At 44.1% G+C, this 17,878-nt stretch carries 14 protein-coding genes; 8 read left to right on the top strand and 6 right to left on the bottom strand.

All coding sequences use genetic code 11. The features are described 5' to 3' along the window. Positions 1-78 precede the first annotated feature (78 nt). From PATL_RS03850 to PATL_RS03860, 3 genes are all read right to left on the bottom strand, one after another. Positions 79-1,035: a 1-aminocyclopropane-1-carboxylate deaminase/D-cysteine desulfhydrase gene (locus PATL_RS03850; RefSeq protein ID WP_011573642.1), complete on the bottom strand. Its 957-nt coding sequence runs from the start codon at positions 1,033-1,035 to the stop codon at positions 79-81. A 38-nt stretch (positions 1,036-1,073) separates the two neighbouring features. Beyond that, on the bottom strand, positions 1,074-2,126 hold the full coding sequence (locus PATL_RS03855; protein ID WP_011573643.1) for a GGDEF domain-containing protein: 1,053 nt from the start codon (positions 2,124-2,126) through the stop codon (positions 1,074-1,076). A gap of 96 nt (positions 2,127-2,222) precedes the next feature. Then, the gene (locus PATL_RS03860; RefSeq protein WP_011573644.1) at positions 2,223-2,933 is read right to left on the bottom strand and encodes a ZIP family metal transporter; all 711 of its coding nucleotides are present in this window, start codon (positions 2,931-2,933) and stop codon (positions 2,223-2,225) included. A 252-nt stretch (positions 2,934-3,185) separates the two neighbouring features. On the opposite strand from PATL_RS03860, the gene PATL_RS03865 reads away from it, so the two are divergent. Both PATL_RS03865 and PATL_RS03870 read left to right on the top strand, forming a co-directional pair. Next, complete coding sequence (locus PATL_RS03865; protein WP_011573645.1) at positions 3,186-3,575, top strand: MAPEG family protein; 390 nt, start codon at positions 3,186-3,188, stop codon at positions 3,573-3,575. Positions 3,576-3,718: 143 nt separating this feature from the next. Continuing rightward, entirely contained in the window at positions 3,719-5,032 is a 1,314-nt protein-coding gene (locus PATL_RS03870; RefSeq protein ID WP_157043439.1) for a mechanosensitive ion channel family protein, read from the top strand. Positions 5,033-5,090: 58 nt separating this feature from the next. Here the strand turns inward: PATL_RS03870 and aceK are convergent, their stop codons facing one another. Further along, positions 5,091-6,824: a bifunctional isocitrate dehydrogenase kinase/phosphatase gene (gene aceK, locus PATL_RS03875; protein ID WP_011573647.1), complete on the bottom strand. Its 1,734-nt coding sequence runs from the start codon at positions 6,822-6,824 to the stop codon at positions 5,091-5,093. Positions 6,825-7,132: 308 nt separating this feature from the next. Between aceK and PATL_RS03880 the strand changes: the two genes are divergently transcribed. Next, complete coding sequence (locus tag PATL_RS03880) at positions 7,133-7,963, top strand: aminoglycoside 6-adenylyltransferase (RefSeq protein WP_011573648.1); 831 nt, start codon at positions 7,133-7,135, stop codon at positions 7,961-7,963. Between the two features lie 382 nt (positions 7,964-8,345). After that, positions 8,346-9,068, top strand: coding sequence for a hypothetical protein (locus PATL_RS03885; protein ID WP_011573649.1), 723 nt, complete (start codon positions 8,346-8,348; stop codon positions 9,066-9,068). 21 nt (positions 9,069-9,089) lie between these two features. On the opposite strand, the gene PATL_RS03890 is transcribed toward PATL_RS03885, so the two are convergent. After that, positions 9,090-11,735 carry a helix-turn-helix transcriptional regulator gene (locus tag PATL_RS03890; protein WP_011573650.1) on the bottom strand — a complete coding sequence of 882 codons (2,646 nt, stop codon included), beginning with the start codon at positions 11,733-11,735 and terminating at the stop codon, positions 9,090-9,092. Positions 11,736-11,997: 262 nt separating this feature from the next. Between PATL_RS03890 and PATL_RS03895 the strand changes: the two genes are divergently transcribed. Beyond that, complete coding sequence (locus PATL_RS03895) at positions 11,998-12,468, top strand: DUF4405 domain-containing protein (RefSeq protein ID WP_011573651.1); 471 nt, start codon at positions 11,998-12,000, stop codon at positions 12,466-12,468. Beyond that, positions 12,465-12,752: a hypothetical protein gene (locus PATL_RS03900; protein ID WP_011573652.1), complete on the top strand. Its 288-nt coding sequence runs from the start codon at positions 12,465-12,467 to the stop codon at positions 12,750-12,752. Before PATL_RS03895 ends, PATL_RS03900 begins: the two co-directional genes overlap by 4 nt. A 74-nt stretch (positions 12,753-12,826) precedes the next feature. On the opposite strand, the gene PATL_RS03905 is transcribed toward PATL_RS03900, so the two are convergent. After that, positions 12,827-13,243 (bottom strand): BLUF domain-containing protein, encoded by a 417-nt coding sequence (locus PATL_RS03905; RefSeq protein ID WP_011573653.1) that lies wholly within the window; start codon positions 13,241-13,243, stop codon positions 12,827-12,829. A 101-nt stretch (positions 13,244-13,344) separates the two neighbouring features. On the opposite strand from PATL_RS03905, the gene PATL_RS22170 reads away from it, so the two are divergent. Further along, positions 13,345-15,150, top strand: coding sequence for a sensor histidine kinase (locus tag PATL_RS22170; RefSeq protein ID WP_011573654.1), 1,806 nt, complete (start codon positions 13,345-13,347; stop codon positions 15,148-15,150). Between the two features lie 430 nt (positions 15,151-15,580). Continuing rightward, positions 15,581-17,647, top strand: a complete 2,067-nt coding sequence (locus PATL_RS03915; protein ID WP_011573655.1) for a catalase — start codon at positions 15,581-15,583, stop codon at positions 17,645-17,647. Positions 17,648-17,878: the final 231 nt, after the last annotated feature.

Raw genomic sequence — 17,878 nt, forward strand, 5'->3', positions numbered from 1 at the left:
TTGGACTGATTATGGGCGGGAATATACCATCTGAAAGTGAGAATGTATCCATTCGCCAGCAGATGATGTACGCAAGTATTAGCCTCTAGCGCCTTGTAGTCCACCTGTATGCAATAGCAAAATTTTGCTGCCGGGTGTAAACGCCTTTTTAGCCATGAGTTCTTTTACCGCCCAAAAAAGCTTGCCGCTATACACAGGCTCAATAGGAATGCTCAGTGTCTCATTGAACGACTGACAAAATTGATGCAGTTCAGGTGTAGCCTTCGCGTAGCCATTAAAATGAAACTGGTGGTTAATGTGCCAATCAGCGATAGGTTCACGTGTGTTAGCTTGCGATGGCAACATAGCCCGGGATGACAGTAAGTTACTCACCAACTCTTCGAGATACCCCTCACCTCTAAGCACAGCGATTCCGATGATTTTGGTGTGTAATGGCACAGGTTGACTCATCGCACCATGAATAAGCCCGGCTAATGTCCCCCCGCTGCCAACAGGCGTTAACAAGTAGTCATAACGTTGAGTGAGCTCACGAACAATGTCCGCCACGCCAGCGAGAGCGAACTCAGAAGAGCCGCCTTCTGGGATAAACATAGCATTAGGATATTGCTGAGCTAATGAGGCCAAGTAAGTTTCGTCATTGCGCAGTTGATATGTCTTACGATCAGCAAATTGCACGTCAGCTTGCCATGCCACTAAATCTTGTAGCATAGGTGTCGGATTATTATGAAAGTGACCACGTACTATCGCTGTTAGCTTTATATTTAGGCTATTGCAAGCATAACCCAGTGCATGTAGATGATTCGAATGCGCACCGCCGAAGCTGACGATGTGCCGAACCCCAGTGCCAACAGCTCGCTCAAGTGTGTAACGTAATTTACGCCATTTATTCCCTGATACTATGGGGTGAATTAGATCGTCGCGTTTTACCCATAATTGTACTTCATCAGCATGCTCCCAATCCGGGAATATCTGCTGCGCAGGGGAGGGGAGGGAAATGTCCTGAAGAATAGGCGTTAAGTTTAAGGTGTCGTTCACGAGGGGGTCACAGCTGTTATAAATGCCACAGTGTAACCCTAATCGTCAGGACTGAATAATACGGCTCTGTTTCTACCTGTCGCTTTAGCGCGATATAACGCAGAGTCAGCCTGTTCAATTAATTCATTCGACTTTTGATGGGGACTAGGAACAAGCGTCGCGATGCCAATACTCACCGTGATAGGTATTTCGCTATCTTGATAGACAAATTTATGCTGTTGAATCGACTGCATAATGGCATCAGCCATTTTTTTGCTCTGCTGTGGATTGCAACCAGACAGCAAAATAGCGAACTCTTCCCCCCCGTAGCGCACCGCAATATCAGTTGCACGGTTAATCGGTTTATTGATTGCATGAGCGAGGTGGATCAAGCAGGCGTCTCCGCCTAAATGGCCGTAGGTATCGTTGACTGATTTAAAATGATCTGCATCGATGATCAGCAAAGCGATTTCTATTTTATGCCGTGTTGCGTGGTGCCAGAGATTTTCGAAATACTGATTGAAATACCCGCGATTATAAATACTGGTTAAGGCATCTGTTTGACTAAGGGTCTCAAGCTCTCTTCGTTGGGCTTGAAGCTCAATTTCAATCTCAAAAGAGCGTTTGTATTCCTTGTTCGACCTTATGCCAATCCCAGAAATGTACAGCAAAAACACCAGCATCATACCCGCTAAAGGAAGAAACCCGTCGGTTAAAAATCCGGTTATCATCACTGGCATCATCAACAACGACAAATTCACAAACGCAAACCTGAGTCTTGGACTAAGGGCAAAAAGCGCGCTGACGCTAATACCTGCGGTGGCTAGCATAGAGATGTGAATAATAGGAGTGAAGCGCTCATCAAAAATTGCCAACGTAAATACATAACCAAGTATGGCGGCTTGCAGTAGCGATAAAACGGCAAAAATCGCAAACCAAAGACGGGAAGAAAATTCGTATAAGGGTTGTGAGAAGAAGTAGTGAATGAGTCTTAGGGCACTGATAAAAAACATGCAACCTGATAGCACATAAGCCAGCTTGGTTTGAGCTTCTAAAAAATGTAACGGCCAAAAAATGACCGGTAATATAAATGCGTAAACAATGACGCCCATCAGAGAACGTCTTAGTAGATCGAAGTCAATACGTTTTTGAATACTTGAAGTGCGAATAACTACTCACCCTATAATGTTGCCAATATTTAACGCGTTTTACGTTAGCATAAAACCAATCAGCCCAAGCGCGAACCCGAACACCCCCCCCATAGGAGGAAACCAATGTTTATCGAGTTTCGCTTGTGGGGCAATATCTTGGAAAATCGAATATAAAATACCGCCTGATGCAAAAAGCATAATCGCAGACACGTAATCAGGGTAGTCAGCCAGCCAAAAATAACCACTTAAACCCGCCGCGGGACCAAATAAAGCTAGCGCGCTAAAAATGACTAAAAGCCGATTGGCGCTGAATTTATCCCCTTCGCGCATTTCTCTAAACGCATTGAAACCCTCTGGCAAATTTTGTAGGGCGATAAGCACAGCAAGAAGAACCGCATTGCTTTTACCCGTGGCGAAGGCTGCTCCTAGGGCAATCGACTCAGGTATGAAATCGGCCAACATAGCCGCAAGCTGACTAGCAGGGGTATCAATCTTGACCAGTAAAATATCGATAGCCATAAAGCTCAAGCTGCCAGCAATAAAAAACACCAAGCTGGTGGTAAGGCTTAAGTTAGCAATCCCTTCTGGTACGAGCACCAAAGCCACAGCAGAAAGCAGCGCGCCACCGCCAAAGGCAATCACTAAATGACGAAATTCTTCTTCAAACCACTGGGATTGAAAATGTTCGATACGCGCTACCACAGCGCCAACTGGCATTGCTAAACCTGCGATTAACGTAAAAATAATGACTAACCAAACATTATCCATAGATTACCTTTAGTTGCGCATAAAATGATGAAACGTTATATAACGAAAATGCGCTTTCAGAATATGCGTTATTCTATAAAAATCAAAGCATTAAGATTGCTACAAACAAGTGATGTTGGGTCACTAACGGACACACCAAACAGCGAAATCCACTTTTTATGGGAATGTTTCCAGGTTTAAACATGGCTAGGGAAATCGGTAAATTGCGTGATAAGGTCGTTTGGTCTGATATTTAATAATAAGCAATACATTATGACCATTATACTTCTGTGTTTACTCATCGCGGCTTTGATGCCAATTATTGCCAAAGCTCCTTTGGCGATAGCGATGAATAAAGAGCAAGACGGCTACGACAACCGCTATCCACGTGATCAGCAAAAGCAACTCAAGGGATTTGGAGCGAGGGCGGCAGCAGCGCACGCAAATTGCTTTGAAGCGCTGATTCTATTTGTACCGGGTGCGCTGGCTGTGGTTGCAACGCAATCTGCTGGTCATTTGGCCCAATACAGTGCGATTGTGTTCATTGCAGCTCGTTTCGGCTACTTATGTGCCTATTGGTTCGATGTGCATGTTTTGCGTAGCATTTTATGGACAATTGGCTATATTGCGTCATTGTTTCTTATTTGGTTAGCCATTCCATAACTGGTTAGAGAATTAACGTGGATACGACAGATACCAACACCTTCATCATCGCTACTTCGTCCGTCGCCGACGCTACTTTACCCGTCGCCGACGCTGTAGCAACTAAAAACACTGCAGTACTAGAAACGACGGGTCAGTCATTAGTGCAGACGGCGCAACATTACCTAGAGGTAGCCCATCAGCATCTCTTTATGGCCGATACCTACATACAACTTGGCTTAATTGCTGGTATCTATTTATTAGCATATTGGTTTGGTAGTAAATTACGAAAGGCGTCTAAATTCGTCGATAACCAGCCTGATTCAAAAGACCACCCCATACGAAAAATTACCTATCGTATCGACAAAATGCTCTTTCCGCTGATTGCGATTATTCTTCTAAAGGTGGTTAGCGAGTTTAGTGCCAGCATTATAGGGGCTAACTGGATCTTAGATTTAGCCTTAACCATCGCCGTGCTGTTGTTTGTTAATTCAGTCATTAACGTGTGTGTGTCACACCCGATACTCGCCAACTTATTAAAGTGGATGATGCTGCCCTTATTGTTTCTGCATATGGTGGGATGGCTAGCGGGGATTATTGAGGTGCTGCAGGGCTTGAGCATTAACCTCGGAAATATTGAAATCTCAGCCTACGGACTGGCGCGAGTGTTAATTTTTGGCACGCTGTTGTTTTGGGTAGGCCGCGCTTCGAATAACGTGGGCCAAGACATTATACGTAAGCAAGAGTCCTTGGATATCCGCACCCGAGAAGTATTCGCTAAGCTGTTTGAAGTCGCTTTGGTGTGTGTTATTGCCTTGCTACTTCTGAATGTGATGGGCATCAACTTAACCGCACTAGCCGTGTTTGGTGGCGCAGTGGGCGTCGGTTTAGGCTTTGGTTTACAGTCTATCGCATCAAACTTCATCTCTGGCATTATCATACTCCTTGACCGCTCAGTGACCATTGGCGATTACATTGAAATGGAAGACGGACAAAAGGGCTTCGTAAGGCATTTCAAAATGCGCTATACCACCCTTGAAACCTATGATGGCAAAGACATCATGGTGCCTAATGAAAAGTTTATCTCTAGCACATTTGTTAACTGGTCTCACAAGAACCCCAAGCAGCGATACCGCGTGGACTTCTCGGTGGCTTATCAAACCGACATTCGAGCCATGGTCGAAATAATAAAAGAGGTAGTTGCTGAGCACCCGCAAGTGTTGAGCGGTGATGAATACCCCATTGAAGAGCGACCAGATTGCGAAATTGATAGCTTCGGGGATTCAGGTGTAAACGTGTTTGTAGAATTTTGGATGGAAGGCATTGATGACGGTAAAAATCGCGTCGGCGGTGATTTAATGCTGTCGATCTTTGAAACGCTACGTGAACACAACATCTCCATACCGTTCCCGCAGCGTGAAGTACGTGTTCTTAATACTGATTATACGGTAACTAATACCACCGAGAAGAATAACTAGAAGGTGCCCTACCGTTAATAAATAATGGCGGTAGAGCATGTTGTCAGGTGTAACCTGTTTAGTTGACGAAACGTTTCGCTTGGTTATAGGGGATAAAATCCGGTACATCCCCTTTTAACGATTGGGCCTGCATATGTTGCCAATATTCGGCTGTCATTATTTCTCCGTGCAAAGCCTTAAGTTCTTGCTTCAAGTGCTTCTTACCCACTATAAAGTGCTCAAACTGCTCCGGAAAAACATCTGTCGGGCCCACTGAAAGCGTGTCAATTGCGTAGGGGTCGTCAGATTTGGGTAAGGTTCTAAATTCACGCTCAGTCAAGTAGCAAATTTCGTCATAATCGTAAAATATGACGCGTCCGCCTCGGGTAATTCCAAAGTTTTTATGTAACATGTCGCCAGCAAATATATGCGCTGCGGCGATTTGTTTAATGCATAATCCCAAATCATTCAAGGCGCTGGTTATCAATGCAGGGTCGGGTTGTTGCTCTAAAAAGATGTTTAGTGGTGTCATTTTACGTTCTATGTACAAGTGCTTAATGATCACTTCTTCATCGGTAAGCTCAATGCTACTGGCGCAACAATCGAGTAATTCATCAACTAACGCTTGTTCGACTCTGTGGCGGGGTAGACGAAAATTTACGTATTCATGAGTGTCTGCCATGCGTCCCACTCGGTCGGTCATTTTGACAAGTTTATAGCAGTCTTTCACATGTTGACGGGTAATTTTTTTACTTTCAGGAAACTCATCTTTAATGATTTTAAACACCACGCCGTAAGACGGTAAGTGAAATACTGCCATAACCAACCCGCGTATCCCTGGGGCTATGGAAAATTGGTCATTCGACTCCTCTAGATGCGCTAAAAAGTTACGATAAAATACGGTTTTTCCGTGTTTATATAACCCAAGCGCTATGTATAGCTCGAACTTCTTTTTGTGAGGGAGTAGCTCATGGAGAAAGGCCACTACTTCTGCGGGGTGTTGGGTGTCAGCCATAAAATAGGCGCGGGCGAAACTAAACACCACACTGAGATCCTGACGCTCAGTGAGCAAGGCTTCCACCACAATTTTGTGTTTTTCACCTGAGGTTTCCGCTTCAGCAATAGACAGCGGGATCACGAAGGGCAGGGTTTCATCGGGCATGCAAATCCGCCCAATTAAGTAAGCGGATTTACTACGATAAAATACCGGTTTTAACATCTCCACCGTATGCACGCTGGCCAATTGTTCTCTATTTAAACGCGCACGCAACGCTCCATCTAGATGCTGTAAATCACGTTGCATGTCCTGAAAAGCAATATCGAAATGGTATTGACTAAAAATGTCTTCTAACATTCTGCGCACCGTGCCTGAAGTATCAAAACTGTGCACCACTAAATGGCGCTGCAACCCCGCTAAATAGCAACGTGTGGGCATAATAAACATCATCTCATCATTGATTTTTTGATGTTTGAAAATTCTGCCTAGCACCGAGTTGTAAAAGGTCTCGGCTAATTCATATTGAGGATGGTCGCTGAGTATTTTTTGATACCGTGTTTTCAGGTCAAACCAAAATTGGTTGTTTTCTTGATGGGGAAACACCTGCTGATATATTTCGCCCACTGCGTCAGCCAAAGTGCGCTCATAAATAGCAATGCGTTCTTTTACTGCCTTTTGCGTTTCTTGCCACAGGGCTTGTTCAAAACGTTGTTGGGCATCGCGTGTAATTCGTGAATGCCAGCGATAGCTTTTGTCAAAGCCGTGCAATATTAAATACGCTACTTTATTCAACACGGAAGAATGTGTGTTGTTCACCCAAAACCTACTTATGCTTTAACAATCAATGCGCTACCAATAGCAAAAAAGCCGCTAGGTTGCCATGCAAAATAGATAAAACTGCTACGACTTCACGTTTTGACGCTATTTGATTGGTGGATTTATTACCCGCCATTTAATCATTGGTTTACGCATCTTATTGTGAGAGGCTAAAGTATTGCTGTGTAAAATAAAACCGAATACAGTGGGGCTAAGCTAAGCCGTGCAAAGCAAGTCTGTGTAGTAAAATCCAAGTTATTGAAAAGTTTGAAAAACGTCGCAACATCATTTGCAAGGGGGCACTTCCCATGTTGAACAAGATTACCAGCGCATTACCACACCATTTATCGTTTCTTAAACGTATTATTCGTCTCACTCAAAACAATGAACAGTTCTGTGGTTTATCGATTTCAGGCTCTGCTTCTACTAATAACTTGGACAAATACAGCGATCTGGATCTGGTATTGGCGGTGAAACCTCAACACTACGAAGCGCTAGTCAAACAGCGCGAAGCGTTAGCGGCGTCATATGGTGAATTGCTAGGGTGTTTTACCGGTGAGCATGTAGGTGAGCCTAAAGTACTGATTTGTTTGTATCAAGAGGGCGATGAACTACTGCATGTGGATTTGAAGCTCGTTCCATTGCCTGAAGTCGTGCAACGGGTGGACAATCCGATTGTACTGTGGGAAGAAGACAGTCAGTTAAGCGATATTTATCAAGGCTCACAGGGGCATTACCCAATGCAAAGTCTGCAATGGTATGAAGATAGATTCTGGGTTTGGGTGCACTACGGTGCCGCCAGAATAGGGAGAGGGGAACTATTTGAAGCATTTGAGTTTGTCTCGTTTCTGCGCCAAACCGTGATAGCGCCTCTAGCGAAAAAAGCCCATGGGCTTGAACCCAACGGCGTTCGTCGTATTGAACAAAAATTGCCAGAATTGGCAAATGAGCTTAAAGGAATATTACCAAGCATGGATAAAGCGGAGCTCAAGTCCTGTTTATACGCCCTGGCTGATCTCTATGTTCATTATAGAGAGATGCTGAGCACAGACCTAGCATCTAAAGGTGTTGACTGCGAACAGGTGAACGTTAATCAAAAAGCACAGACTGCTTCGTTGGCTTATTTAGCGAATATATAACCCTCAACAGCAAGCAGTGCGCGCATTCCCTGAATATTGATGGGCGTACTGTTTTACACATCCATGCGTATTATTATCTACCCATCATATAAGCAAACGCCAATCAGGCATCTGTCCTTCTCATCCATTTTTCTGCGATTCTTAGGGTCTTCAAAAGAGCTATTCGTGCGGGCACACTCACATATGAAATTTAGGTAGTTTCTTTCAAAAATTGAGTATATCTACTCTAGATTTTAGCGTTAATCCCCCTCTATATTTAGCAAACGGATTACGTTTTTTTTATGTTAAACGGGTTTGCAGCTAAAGCGCATTGACTCATCAAGAAACGTAATGCTAAGCCAGGCCAATCACGGAATGTGGCTAATATTAAGAGGACGTCAAAATGAATAAAACCATGTTAATCGGCATTTTACTGTGCACTTTGGGTACGGTTACTTCGAATCAAAGTAACGCGAGTTTACTGGTTTCTGGGGATACTATAAATTTGTCCGGCACCACGGCTTTGCTGCAACCTGAATTGGCTGGTTCAGTTATTTATGATGAAATTTTGTATGACAGTGTTTCCCCTAGTGGAAGCGAATTTTTTGTTGTTGGTATTCAAGTGCAAAATCGTGTGGTGCGCTCAAGCCTTGATGGCAGCTTAATATTTGCCCCAAGGATTATCTCAAGTCTTAATAATACCTCTGGAAATTTTCTAATCGACAGAACGGTAATCAACGGCTTTTCTGACTATACACTGGATGTCGAATACCGAACCGATGGTGCAGGAGACCGAGGACCTAATAACGCCTCTCGTTCGCTTGACGCAGACCAGCTTACTTTTGATTTTTTGTTTCCGCTGGTGGTGTCTAATTTGTTCCAAAACCCTCAAGAGGACAGCTACTTTATGTCAATAAATTCAGATGCATTTGCATTTGCCAATACAGGTACCATGAGCATCTTTGGCCGACATGTCGATTATCCAGATGAGGTTTTTGAATTAAACTACACGGGTATTGCAGTGCCTACTGAGGGCGGCGTGCAAGTGCCTGAACCCGCAATGGCCTCACTTCTATTATCGTGCTTCGCTTTCTTAGCCTTTAGAAATCAATCGAAAAAGACTTAAGTGTGTTTAGCCTTGGTGCTATCAATTGTCGATGCTAGATAACCAAGGCTCATTTTGCACGCGAAGTATGGCTTCCATTCTATTGGCTACATTCAATTTGCTGAGAATGGATGAGACGTGATTCTCTACTGTTCGCTGGGAGCGAGACAACAAATCTGCAATTTCTTGATTACTTGACCCCGCGCTTAGATAACCTAACACTTGTTGTTCTTTCGCCGTCAACCCAGCGGGGTGTTGACGGGTCTGCTTATACGGGCCGCGGCGAGCGGATGGTAAATCCTCGAGTACACCAAGTTGTTTTGCTTTATCTCTTACTTTTAGCAACGTCGCTTTTGCTCCGATAGCTTCAAGCATTCGAAATGCTCGAGGCAGGGCATCTTTTGCCGAGTGTTGTTCGCAGTGCAACAAGCTGAGGGCTGCGTGATACGGCATTTCCATGTTGATCCATACTTCAGCCGCGTCTGCATATTTTTCTTGCAATTCAAGTTGATAAGGCAAGGGTAAGGGGAAGGCGGTGTTGGTTTGTATGCTAAAACCGAACCTGCTTATCCATAGCGCTAATTCAGCACTACGCCAGTGATCTAAGCAACTTGCATCGAGCTCTGTAAGCCATTGTAAATGCGTGAAAGCCACCTCTTTATTGTCATGTAGCCAAGCCGCCTCAATAGCACCGAATCTTGCGGGGATAATATATTGCAATTCGTCTGTGGCCATTGCGTTTTCTAGCGCTTGGGAGATTCTCTGATCGCAACCCGTAGCACCTAAACGCAGTTGTGAACGTGCTAGCGCAATAAGTGCAGGTAGCTTCATGAGTAAGGTCAATTTATCTCGTCCGAGTACGCCTTGTGAAATCGTCTGGGCATCTTCTAACCGGCCTTGTTCTAAGCGTAATTGTGCTTGAATACCAATTAGGTAATAGGTCCAGGAATCGAGATCGTACGTGGTATCAAACGCGATGCCCGACGCAATGAGTTCTTCTGCCATAGCAAGTTTTTTATAACGAACGCAATAATCTGAAAAATTGGTGTACACCCGAGCTGCGTGTTCATGAAAGCCATGCTTTATCGCCAGTGCTAAGCTTTCATGTAACATCGCTTCACCGTCTTCATCTCCCCTAAATACCCTAGCAGATCCCACATTGTTTAGGGCATGGATACGAAGCTCTGGATCAGTAAATGTTTTTTCTAACTCGAGGGCGCGATTTCCCCAGACGATTGCCTCGTCCATACGATCGTTGAGCATATCCAGTTGGGCTCTAAAGGAGTAAGCCATAACGCGTTCGCTGCAAATGGGTATACTTTCTAACGTTTTAATCGATTCATTTGCGAAGTGCTCTGCTTCTGCTGCCTCACCTCTATACCAATGTAACCGAGATAAAAAACGTAAGTTTTCACCGACTTTTTGTTGTCGATTTAGTGCTCGCCATAATGTGATTGCGTGACGACGTGCTTCAATTACGCTGTCATCAATCTGCAAAGTGAGACCAGTTTCGTATGCCCAATCTTGGTAAAGCTGAGCGGCGAGTTCTGTGGGGGCGTCGTCCACGAAGCGCAGTGCAACGCGTAAATAGGCTGCAGCCTCACGGTGTGCACCATTTTTCGCTGCATTTTTACCGGCTATGGGGGCGTACTTGAGCACACGTTTAGCGTCTAAGGCGCTAGCTGAGTGATGTATCAATAAGGCTAACGTGTCATGAGTCTGAGATGCTTCTAACGCCAGTACTATTTTATTATGTAGCTGTTTTTGTTTGCTAATAGCAATAGAAGCGACGGTGCTTAGGCGAGCGAGCTCGTGGCGAAAACGGAAATTACCCACATCATCCACTGTTAGCAGTTTTCGAGCGACACAAGCGATAGCGTGAGTTTCCCCCTCGATACCGCATAGTGCCAAGATGAGTGACAGCGGCACACTGTTGGGGATAAGGCTAATGGTTTCGAGAAAGTGACGTATTGCTTGGGGCAATTGATTTAAACGAAAAACAATCGCTTCTTTCACTGACACAGGAATGTGATTTTTATCAGCACTATCAACCGCTAATAGCTCTGTAATGTAGAAGGGGTTGCCTGCGGTAATGTTAAGCAAGGTTGTGCTATCGTGATGACTGTCTTTCGCCAGTTGTGCAATGCCTGTCTGTGTTAAGGGCAGAATAGGAATGCGCGATGTGTGCGAAGAGGGAAGAACATCTAATACGGTTCTAAACGGATGTGTTTCGCTGACCTCATCATCTCGATAGCTAATAACCAATAAGCATTTTACAAAAGCGATTCGCCGAACCAGAAACTTAAATAAATCAAGTGTAGCGTGATCTGCCCAGTGAACATCTTCAAAAATCAGAATGACCGGCTCACTTGACGATTCAAGTGCCTGATAGAAAGCAAAATAAATACTGGTAGTAGAAGCCCCGTTTTCTAACAGTTTTAACAAGGATGTAGACAGTTCAGCGACTATGTCATGTACAGGACCGAACGGCCTTGGGGTGAGTAGGGGATCACATCCACTCCAATAAAATCTCGCTCTGGTTTGATAGCTACGGCGCATTTGTTCAAGAAATGTGGTTTTTCCTATTCCTGCTTCACCACTGATCAGTGCCACATGACCGGTACCGCTCGCGAGTTTTTTAACACACAAGCCAAACTGTGAAATAGCACTTTCTCGTTCAACCAGCATTGGCTATCAACTTAAACCTATTTCTCGAAGTGACGGTTACTTCTACCTTAATAGAGCACGGTTAGAAAATCTATTTTGCTTGAAGATGATTGCTTAGACCGTCGGGAGGTATAAGGCACGAATAGGGATGTAGTTGATAAAGTCATCCAATTGTATGAGAGTAGACTTTATCAACTAAATGCATTTTTCGATCAGCGGGTGATGATATGGCGATAATCCGCGTGATTATCAAAACGCAGACTAAAACAGGTTCGACTATTTAATGTCAGATTGGAAACAAAATATACACAAAACCCGTTACGTAATGGGCGTGTTGCTGCTGGTAAGCTTTATGATTGTTTCAGCTCCGCAGGCGACGGGTGTACCAGGACATGAGTGGTTGAGTGTGTTGTTTGTGGTGCCCTTTGCCGTGCATGTGTTGTTGCACTGGGACTGGATAAAACAAAGTGCAAAACGCTTTACTGAGCATATATCCGCCAAAGAACGCATTAGTTTGGTGTGGAATTACCTGCTGTACCTAACGATGTTGCTTGCTACTGTCAGTGGTTTTTTGGTCTCCGTGGCGCTGTTACCAACGCTTGATATTGAATTACACATTCAAGATTTTTGGTCGAAGATCCACCACGATTCAGCAACGTTGATCATGCCGATTATAGGTGTGCATCTGGCCCTACATTGGCGCTGGATAGTGAATTTGACTAAGCGTATGTGCCTGAAGCGGGCGAAAGCATGAAGTACCTGCAATACCATTGGAGGTCGCGTACTTTTGTCGTTTTATTGATCTCTGTTGTGATCAGTGTGCTACTGATCTCTTTGGAGTTGTCTGATTGGGCCGCACAGATAAACCAACAAGGGTATTCACACGGTGGGGAAGGCGGAGAAGGTAATAAAATGCCGAGCTTTTTGAGATACATTCTACCTTTTGTCAAAGAGTTGGTGTTGATTGATGTGCCCATGTTGCTGACGTTATTGGTGCTCAAATTATCAAATATCACAAAGCGAAAGATGCAAAAATAGCGTTTGCTTAGCGAATCAGGGAACATTTGACCCTTCCTGGTTCATCCTGAGCAGGATGCTTGGCAAGCACTGCTTTAGATATCAGTTTGTGCGCCAGCCATTTCTGTCAAAAACGTAAATGCTTGCTCTGGAGTCATATTATCGGGTGAAAACTCTGTTTGACCTAGTGCTTTTAACAATGCAGAAAACTTTGCTGAGCTGGCTGCATAGCCCATTTGCCATTGCGGGAATACGTGTTCGTTCACTTCGTTATAGCTGATAATGACGACATCGTCGTGCCGAGGATCATCAGCGATATCTAAATAAAGCTCATTGACTGTTTCTCTATCTCCCTCAAGGGCCTGAAGGAAATACTGCTGGTCGTAACAGAGCATGCCGCAAACGTCGATACTATTATTATTGTCTCGTGCAGTGCCCAAAATATCCTTTAAATCAGACAACGACATTTCTCTTGATGCACGACTGTAGTAGAGCAATCTGACTAATTTCATAAAGATTTCCTTCTTTTTCTTTAATAACAAAAATAGTGCAAAGTTGGCGGCTTGCTGAATACGTTATTCAACTCTATGATTTTTATACTAGCAGATTTTTAATGGAAAGCTCCACGATGCAAATCCCGAGTATTTCACTGCCAATTTTCACCATTGGTAGTGCTGAGATTCAATTAACTGAATTGAGTGGATGGCGAGAACTTGTACATATAAATAATTTACGAGGAATGAAAAAACAGTTTCGGCATGACAAGCCTGCTCTCATAGTGGCCTGTATCGCTAGCGCTGAAGATGAGCAATTGAGCGAACAAGTGACACAGTTTGTAAGACAAGGGTTAATGAATAATGATACCCGCATAATATTGCTTCATCAGCCAGAATACGATTTAGATCAGGTCAGCTGGTTGGGTACCATGCAAGTCAATGGTTGCTTACTGGCAGAGCAAAGTAAGCGAGCATTTAACCTTTCTATTCTTAATCGAGAAATTGATACCTTCATACATATTGAAAACAATCGTCGACAACACGATGCTGAAACAAACATGCTTATGTGCATAAGTCAGTTTTCACGAAGTTCGGAATCCGTAGCCGAATTATTAAAAGTTTTCTCGTCGACGCTTTCCGCTTTATGTTACTCGTCATGTTGTTTACACATCAAAATACTTGAGCATGATAGGGGCAGCATCGAATACTGTGATGCTGAAAACCCCGCTGTAATAGATGCTTTTAATCGTGCGCTACATTTACCCGTACTACCGGGTTTTTTGAATAAAACACTCGATGAAAAACAACCCCAGATCAATTTGATACCCGAAGAGATCGAACTAGCCGAAGTAGAAGAAAAACTCAGTGTCTCAATAGGCAGCTACCTAACATTTCCGATTGTTGCTTACAGTAAGGCACTTTATTTATTAATGTTTTTTGTTTCGGATGAGCAGATGGATAAAGTGTCCATGAAGCAAATTAACGTGATCAACAAAGCATCTGAACAATTGACCTTATTATTAGAAAGACGGCAAGCAGAGCATAGTTTAAAGCGTCAGTATAAGCGTCTTAAGGAGACACTTGTTGATCTAAAAACGGCTAAACAAGAATTACAGCATAAGGAAAAGATGGCCAGTATTGGCCAAATGGCAGCGGGTATTGCGCATGAAATTAATAACCCTTTGGCCTATGTGATGACGAATTTTTCATGCATGGATGATTACCTAAAAAGTATTATGCAGCTGCAATCGCTGCAGTCAGAGTTTTTAGCATCGATCGACATAGGGCGAGATCATAAAATTACCGAGTTGAGAAATAATATCGCTAAATTTGAACAAGACGAAGGTATGGAATTTATTCTAGAGGATATCCGTAGTGTGATATCAGAATCTCATAGTGGACTTAAACGGGTGAAAGACATTATCACAGATCTAAAATCCTTCACTTATAGTCAGTCTAGTGAATTAGAAGTATGCGATTTAACCCAAGTTCTCGATGATACATTGAAAGTCTTGTCTTACGACTTAAACGGAAAAATCACAGTTGAAAAAGACCTAGTAGACCTTCCCAGTTTCATGGCTCACAATGGGTTGATGCAACAAGTCTTTACGAATTTGATTAAAAACGCAGCCCAAGCGCTGACGCAAACACAGGTTCAAAACCCGAAGATCTGTATCAAAACGAAGCGCTGTGAAGACGTTATACAGATAAGCGTTAAAGATAATGGCCCCGGAATTCCTATTGAGGCGCAGGAGAAAATCTTTGAGCCGTTCTACACCACAAAATCGGTCGGAGAAGGCACAGGCTTGGGCTTATCAGTGACGTTTAATATCATCAAAAAATTAGCTGGCACTATCTCGATTAATAGCGAGCTTAATCAATTCACCGAATTTACGATGCTATTTCCCGTCGCCAAAGAATAAGTGTGTTTGAGCGCGTTATTTTATTATGCTAGCAAACTGTTGCGACCAGCAAATGCACTGGATGGTGCGTCTTGCTGCTGTTGATTTTACCCTATCAACCTGATGCCACCACTGCTATGTTTACGCTTTATTTATCCGCTATCTTGTCTTCTACTAAGGTCCTTGATTCACCATCCTGAAGTTAATCACGTCGGCGCAATATAAGGGGGCTTCAAGTGTAGAAAATTTACATTCTTTAGTGTAATTGCTTTCTCATTATTCCAACGAAGTGACGAGCGCGTGATGGGGAAATGCCCTACGCCCCATGTCTTTCCTGAACTTAATTTATACATGATGTAAATGGCCTTTCTTTTGCAGTTGCTCTTCGGCGGGCGTCTCATAACGCTCTGGGCGTGCTGACGCAACTTTCCCCAATTATGAAGGACTAGCCATGACTGAATCATTTAAATATGCAGGCAATAAAGGCAAAGGCGGTGAATTACACCAACCGGCCTCAGATACTCATCCCACCATGACCACAGCTCAAGGTTGCCCGGTGAGTGATGACCAAAATTCCCTTAAGGTCGGCACGCGTGGGCCGGGCTTGCTAGAGGATCAAGTATTACGAGAAAAGCTCTTTCACTTCGATCATGAGCGCATCCCTGAGCGAGTTGTACACGCCAGAGGTTATGGTGCCCATGGCTTTTTCGAAACATATGACGCACTCGATGACCTAACCTGCGCTGACATTTTTCAGCGCAAGGGCGAGAAAACACCCGTATTTGCACGTTTTTCAACGGTAGCGGGTAACAAAGGATCGCCTGACTTGGCCCGCGACGTTCGCGGCTTTGCAGTCAAATTCTATACCCAAGAAGGCAATTGGGATTTAGTAGGTAATAATATTCCGGTGTTCTTTATTCAAGACGCTATGAAGTTTCCAGACCTTATTCATTCAGCCAAAGCCGAGCCAGACCGGGGTTTTCCTCAAGCGCAAACTGCTCATGACAACTTCTGGGATTTCATCAGCTTAACACCTGAATCTATGCACATGGCTATGTGGGCGATGTCGGACAGAGCCATACCTCGATCTTTACGCTTCATGGAAGGTTTCGGCGTGCATACGTTCAAATTCATTAACGCCAAAGGGGATGAGAAGTTTGTTAAGTTCCACTGGAAACCAAAAGGTGGTATGCAGTCGGTGGTATGGAACGAAGCGCTCAAATTAAATGGGGCTGATCCCGATTTTCATCGCCGAGACATGTGGCAAGCAATTGGACAAGGGGATTACCCAGAGTGGGAATTGGGCGTACAGGTTTTTGACCAAAAATTTGCGGACGAGTTCGAGTTTGATGTCCTTGATGCTACTAAGCTCATCCCCGAAGAACAGGTGCCAGTTAAAATGATTGGACGTATGGTGTTAGACCGCGTAGTAGATAATTTTTTCGCCGAAACTGAACAAGTCGCTTTCTGTACCCAAAATATCGTACCTGGCATGGATTTCACAGCAGATCCTCTGCTTCAAGGTCGTAACTTTTCCTACCTCGATACCCAAGTTAAACGTCTCGGCGGTCCTAACTTCACGCACATTCCTGTGAACGCGCCTAAGTGCCCTATGCGGCATTTCCAACAAGATGGCCACATGGCAATGACGAATCCCAAAGGTCGGGTCAATTATGAGCCAAATTCGTGGGATGGAGGAGAAAACAACCCCAGAGCTTGCCCAGCCCACGGTTTCAAAAGTTCGTCTGAGCCAACAAGTGGTGACAAATTACGTTACCGTTCAGAGACGTTTTCTGACCATTACAGCCAAGCTAGGCAGTTCTATATGAGTCAAACCGAGGTTGAGAAAGAGCATATTCAAAGTGCCTTGATATTCGAATTGTCTAAAGTTGAGCACCTGCCCATTCGCGAACGAATGGTGTCGCATTTACTCAACATCGACGAGACTCTGGCTCAAAAGGCCGCGGATGGTCTAGGTATTAAAACAATGCCTGAGCCTGCTGAGGCAGCGATGAAAACACGTCAAGACCTCCCTGTGTCTGATGCACTGAGTATATTGAAAAATCCACCCAAAACATTCAAAGGGCGCAAGCTGGGTATATTAATGAGCGATGGCGCTGATGCCGACATTTTTGCATCCATCACAACGGCGCTTAAGAAAGAAGGTGCCAATTATGAAGTGATTGCTCCGCAAGTAGGTGGGGTTACTTGTAGCAAGGGAAAACACATCGCAGCTCAACAAGTCATCGATGGCGGCCCTTCTGTGTTGTATGACGCCGTTTTGATTTTAGTGTCAAAAGAAGGAGCTGAACAACTAGCCACAATCCCAGAAGCGAAAGACTTCGTTACAGACGCCTATGCCCATATGAAGTTCATAGGACATACCGCTGATGCTTCAGCATTGATTAAGGCGACAGGGTTAAATGACAAGCAAGATGATGGGTGGATAGACCTTCACAGCGTGTCAGCTTCCGAGTTTATTCAATCATTGCGAGACTTACGTTTTTGGCAGCGTTAAAAGAGCAACGTCTAGTCAAATCTTGTAGATGACCTTTACTGGCGCGCCAGCAAAGGCATGAAAAAATCAAAAAAAAGGCCGGATAGTCCGGCCTTTTTTCTGCCAGTTATATGCGCTGATAATCCCACCGCATTGACACTGGCAAGCGACTTTTTAATTAAGTTTTCTATTCATCGAGGGTTGATTTTCGCTCTAAAAATGTACTGTTTAGACTGTATATTCAGTAGTGGT

Source organism: Paraglaciecola sp. T6c, from assembly GCF_000014225.1.
In the GTDB taxonomy this organism is placed as follows: Bacteria; Pseudomonadota; Gammaproteobacteria; order Enterobacterales; family Alteromonadaceae; genus Paraglaciecola; species Paraglaciecola atlantica_A.

What these genes read in the sequence shown, in the direction of transcription:
- PATL_RS03900 (WP_011573652.1), top strand. Translation starts at nt 12,465, where the DNA reads ATGAAGTACCTGCAATACCATTGGAGGTCGCGTACTTTTGTCGTTTTA.
- PATL_RS03890 (WP_011573650.1), bottom strand. Translation starts at nt 11,735, where the DNA reads ATGCTGGTTGAACGAGAAAGTGCTATTTCACAGTTTGGCTTGTGTGTT.
- PATL_RS22170 (WP_011573654.1), top strand. Translation starts at nt 13,345, where the DNA reads ATGGAAAGCTCCACGATGCAAATCCCGAGTATTTCACTGCCAATTTTC.
- PATL_RS03880 (WP_011573648.1), top strand. Translation starts at nt 7,133, where the DNA reads ATGTTGAACAAGATTACCAGCGCATTACCACACCATTTATCGTTTCTT.
- PATL_RS03885 (WP_011573649.1), top strand. Translation starts at nt 8,346, where the DNA reads ATGAATAAAACCATGTTAATCGGCATTTTACTGTGCACTTTGGGTACG.
- PATL_RS03860 (WP_011573644.1), bottom strand. Translation starts at nt 2,933, where the DNA reads ATGGATAATGTTTGGTTAGTCATTATTTTTACGTTAATCGCAGGTTTA.
- PATL_RS03905 (WP_011573653.1), bottom strand. Translation starts at nt 13,243, where the DNA reads ATGAAATTAGTCAGATTGCTCTACTACAGTCGTGCATCAAGAGAAATG.
- PATL_RS03865 (WP_011573645.1), top strand. Translation starts at nt 3,186, where the DNA reads ATGACCATTATACTTCTGTGTTTACTCATCGCGGCTTTGATGCCAATT.
- PATL_RS03895 (WP_011573651.1), top strand. Translation starts at nt 11,998, where the DNA reads ATGTCAGATTGGAAACAAAATATACACAAAACCCGTTACGTAATGGGC.
- PATL_RS03915 (WP_011573655.1), top strand. Translation starts at nt 15,581, where the DNA reads ATGACTGAATCATTTAAATATGCAGGCAATAAAGGCAAAGGCGGTGAA.
- PATL_RS03855 (WP_011573643.1), bottom strand. Translation starts at nt 2,126, where the DNA reads ATGGGCGTCATTGTTTACGCATTTATATTACCGGTCATTTTTTGGCCG.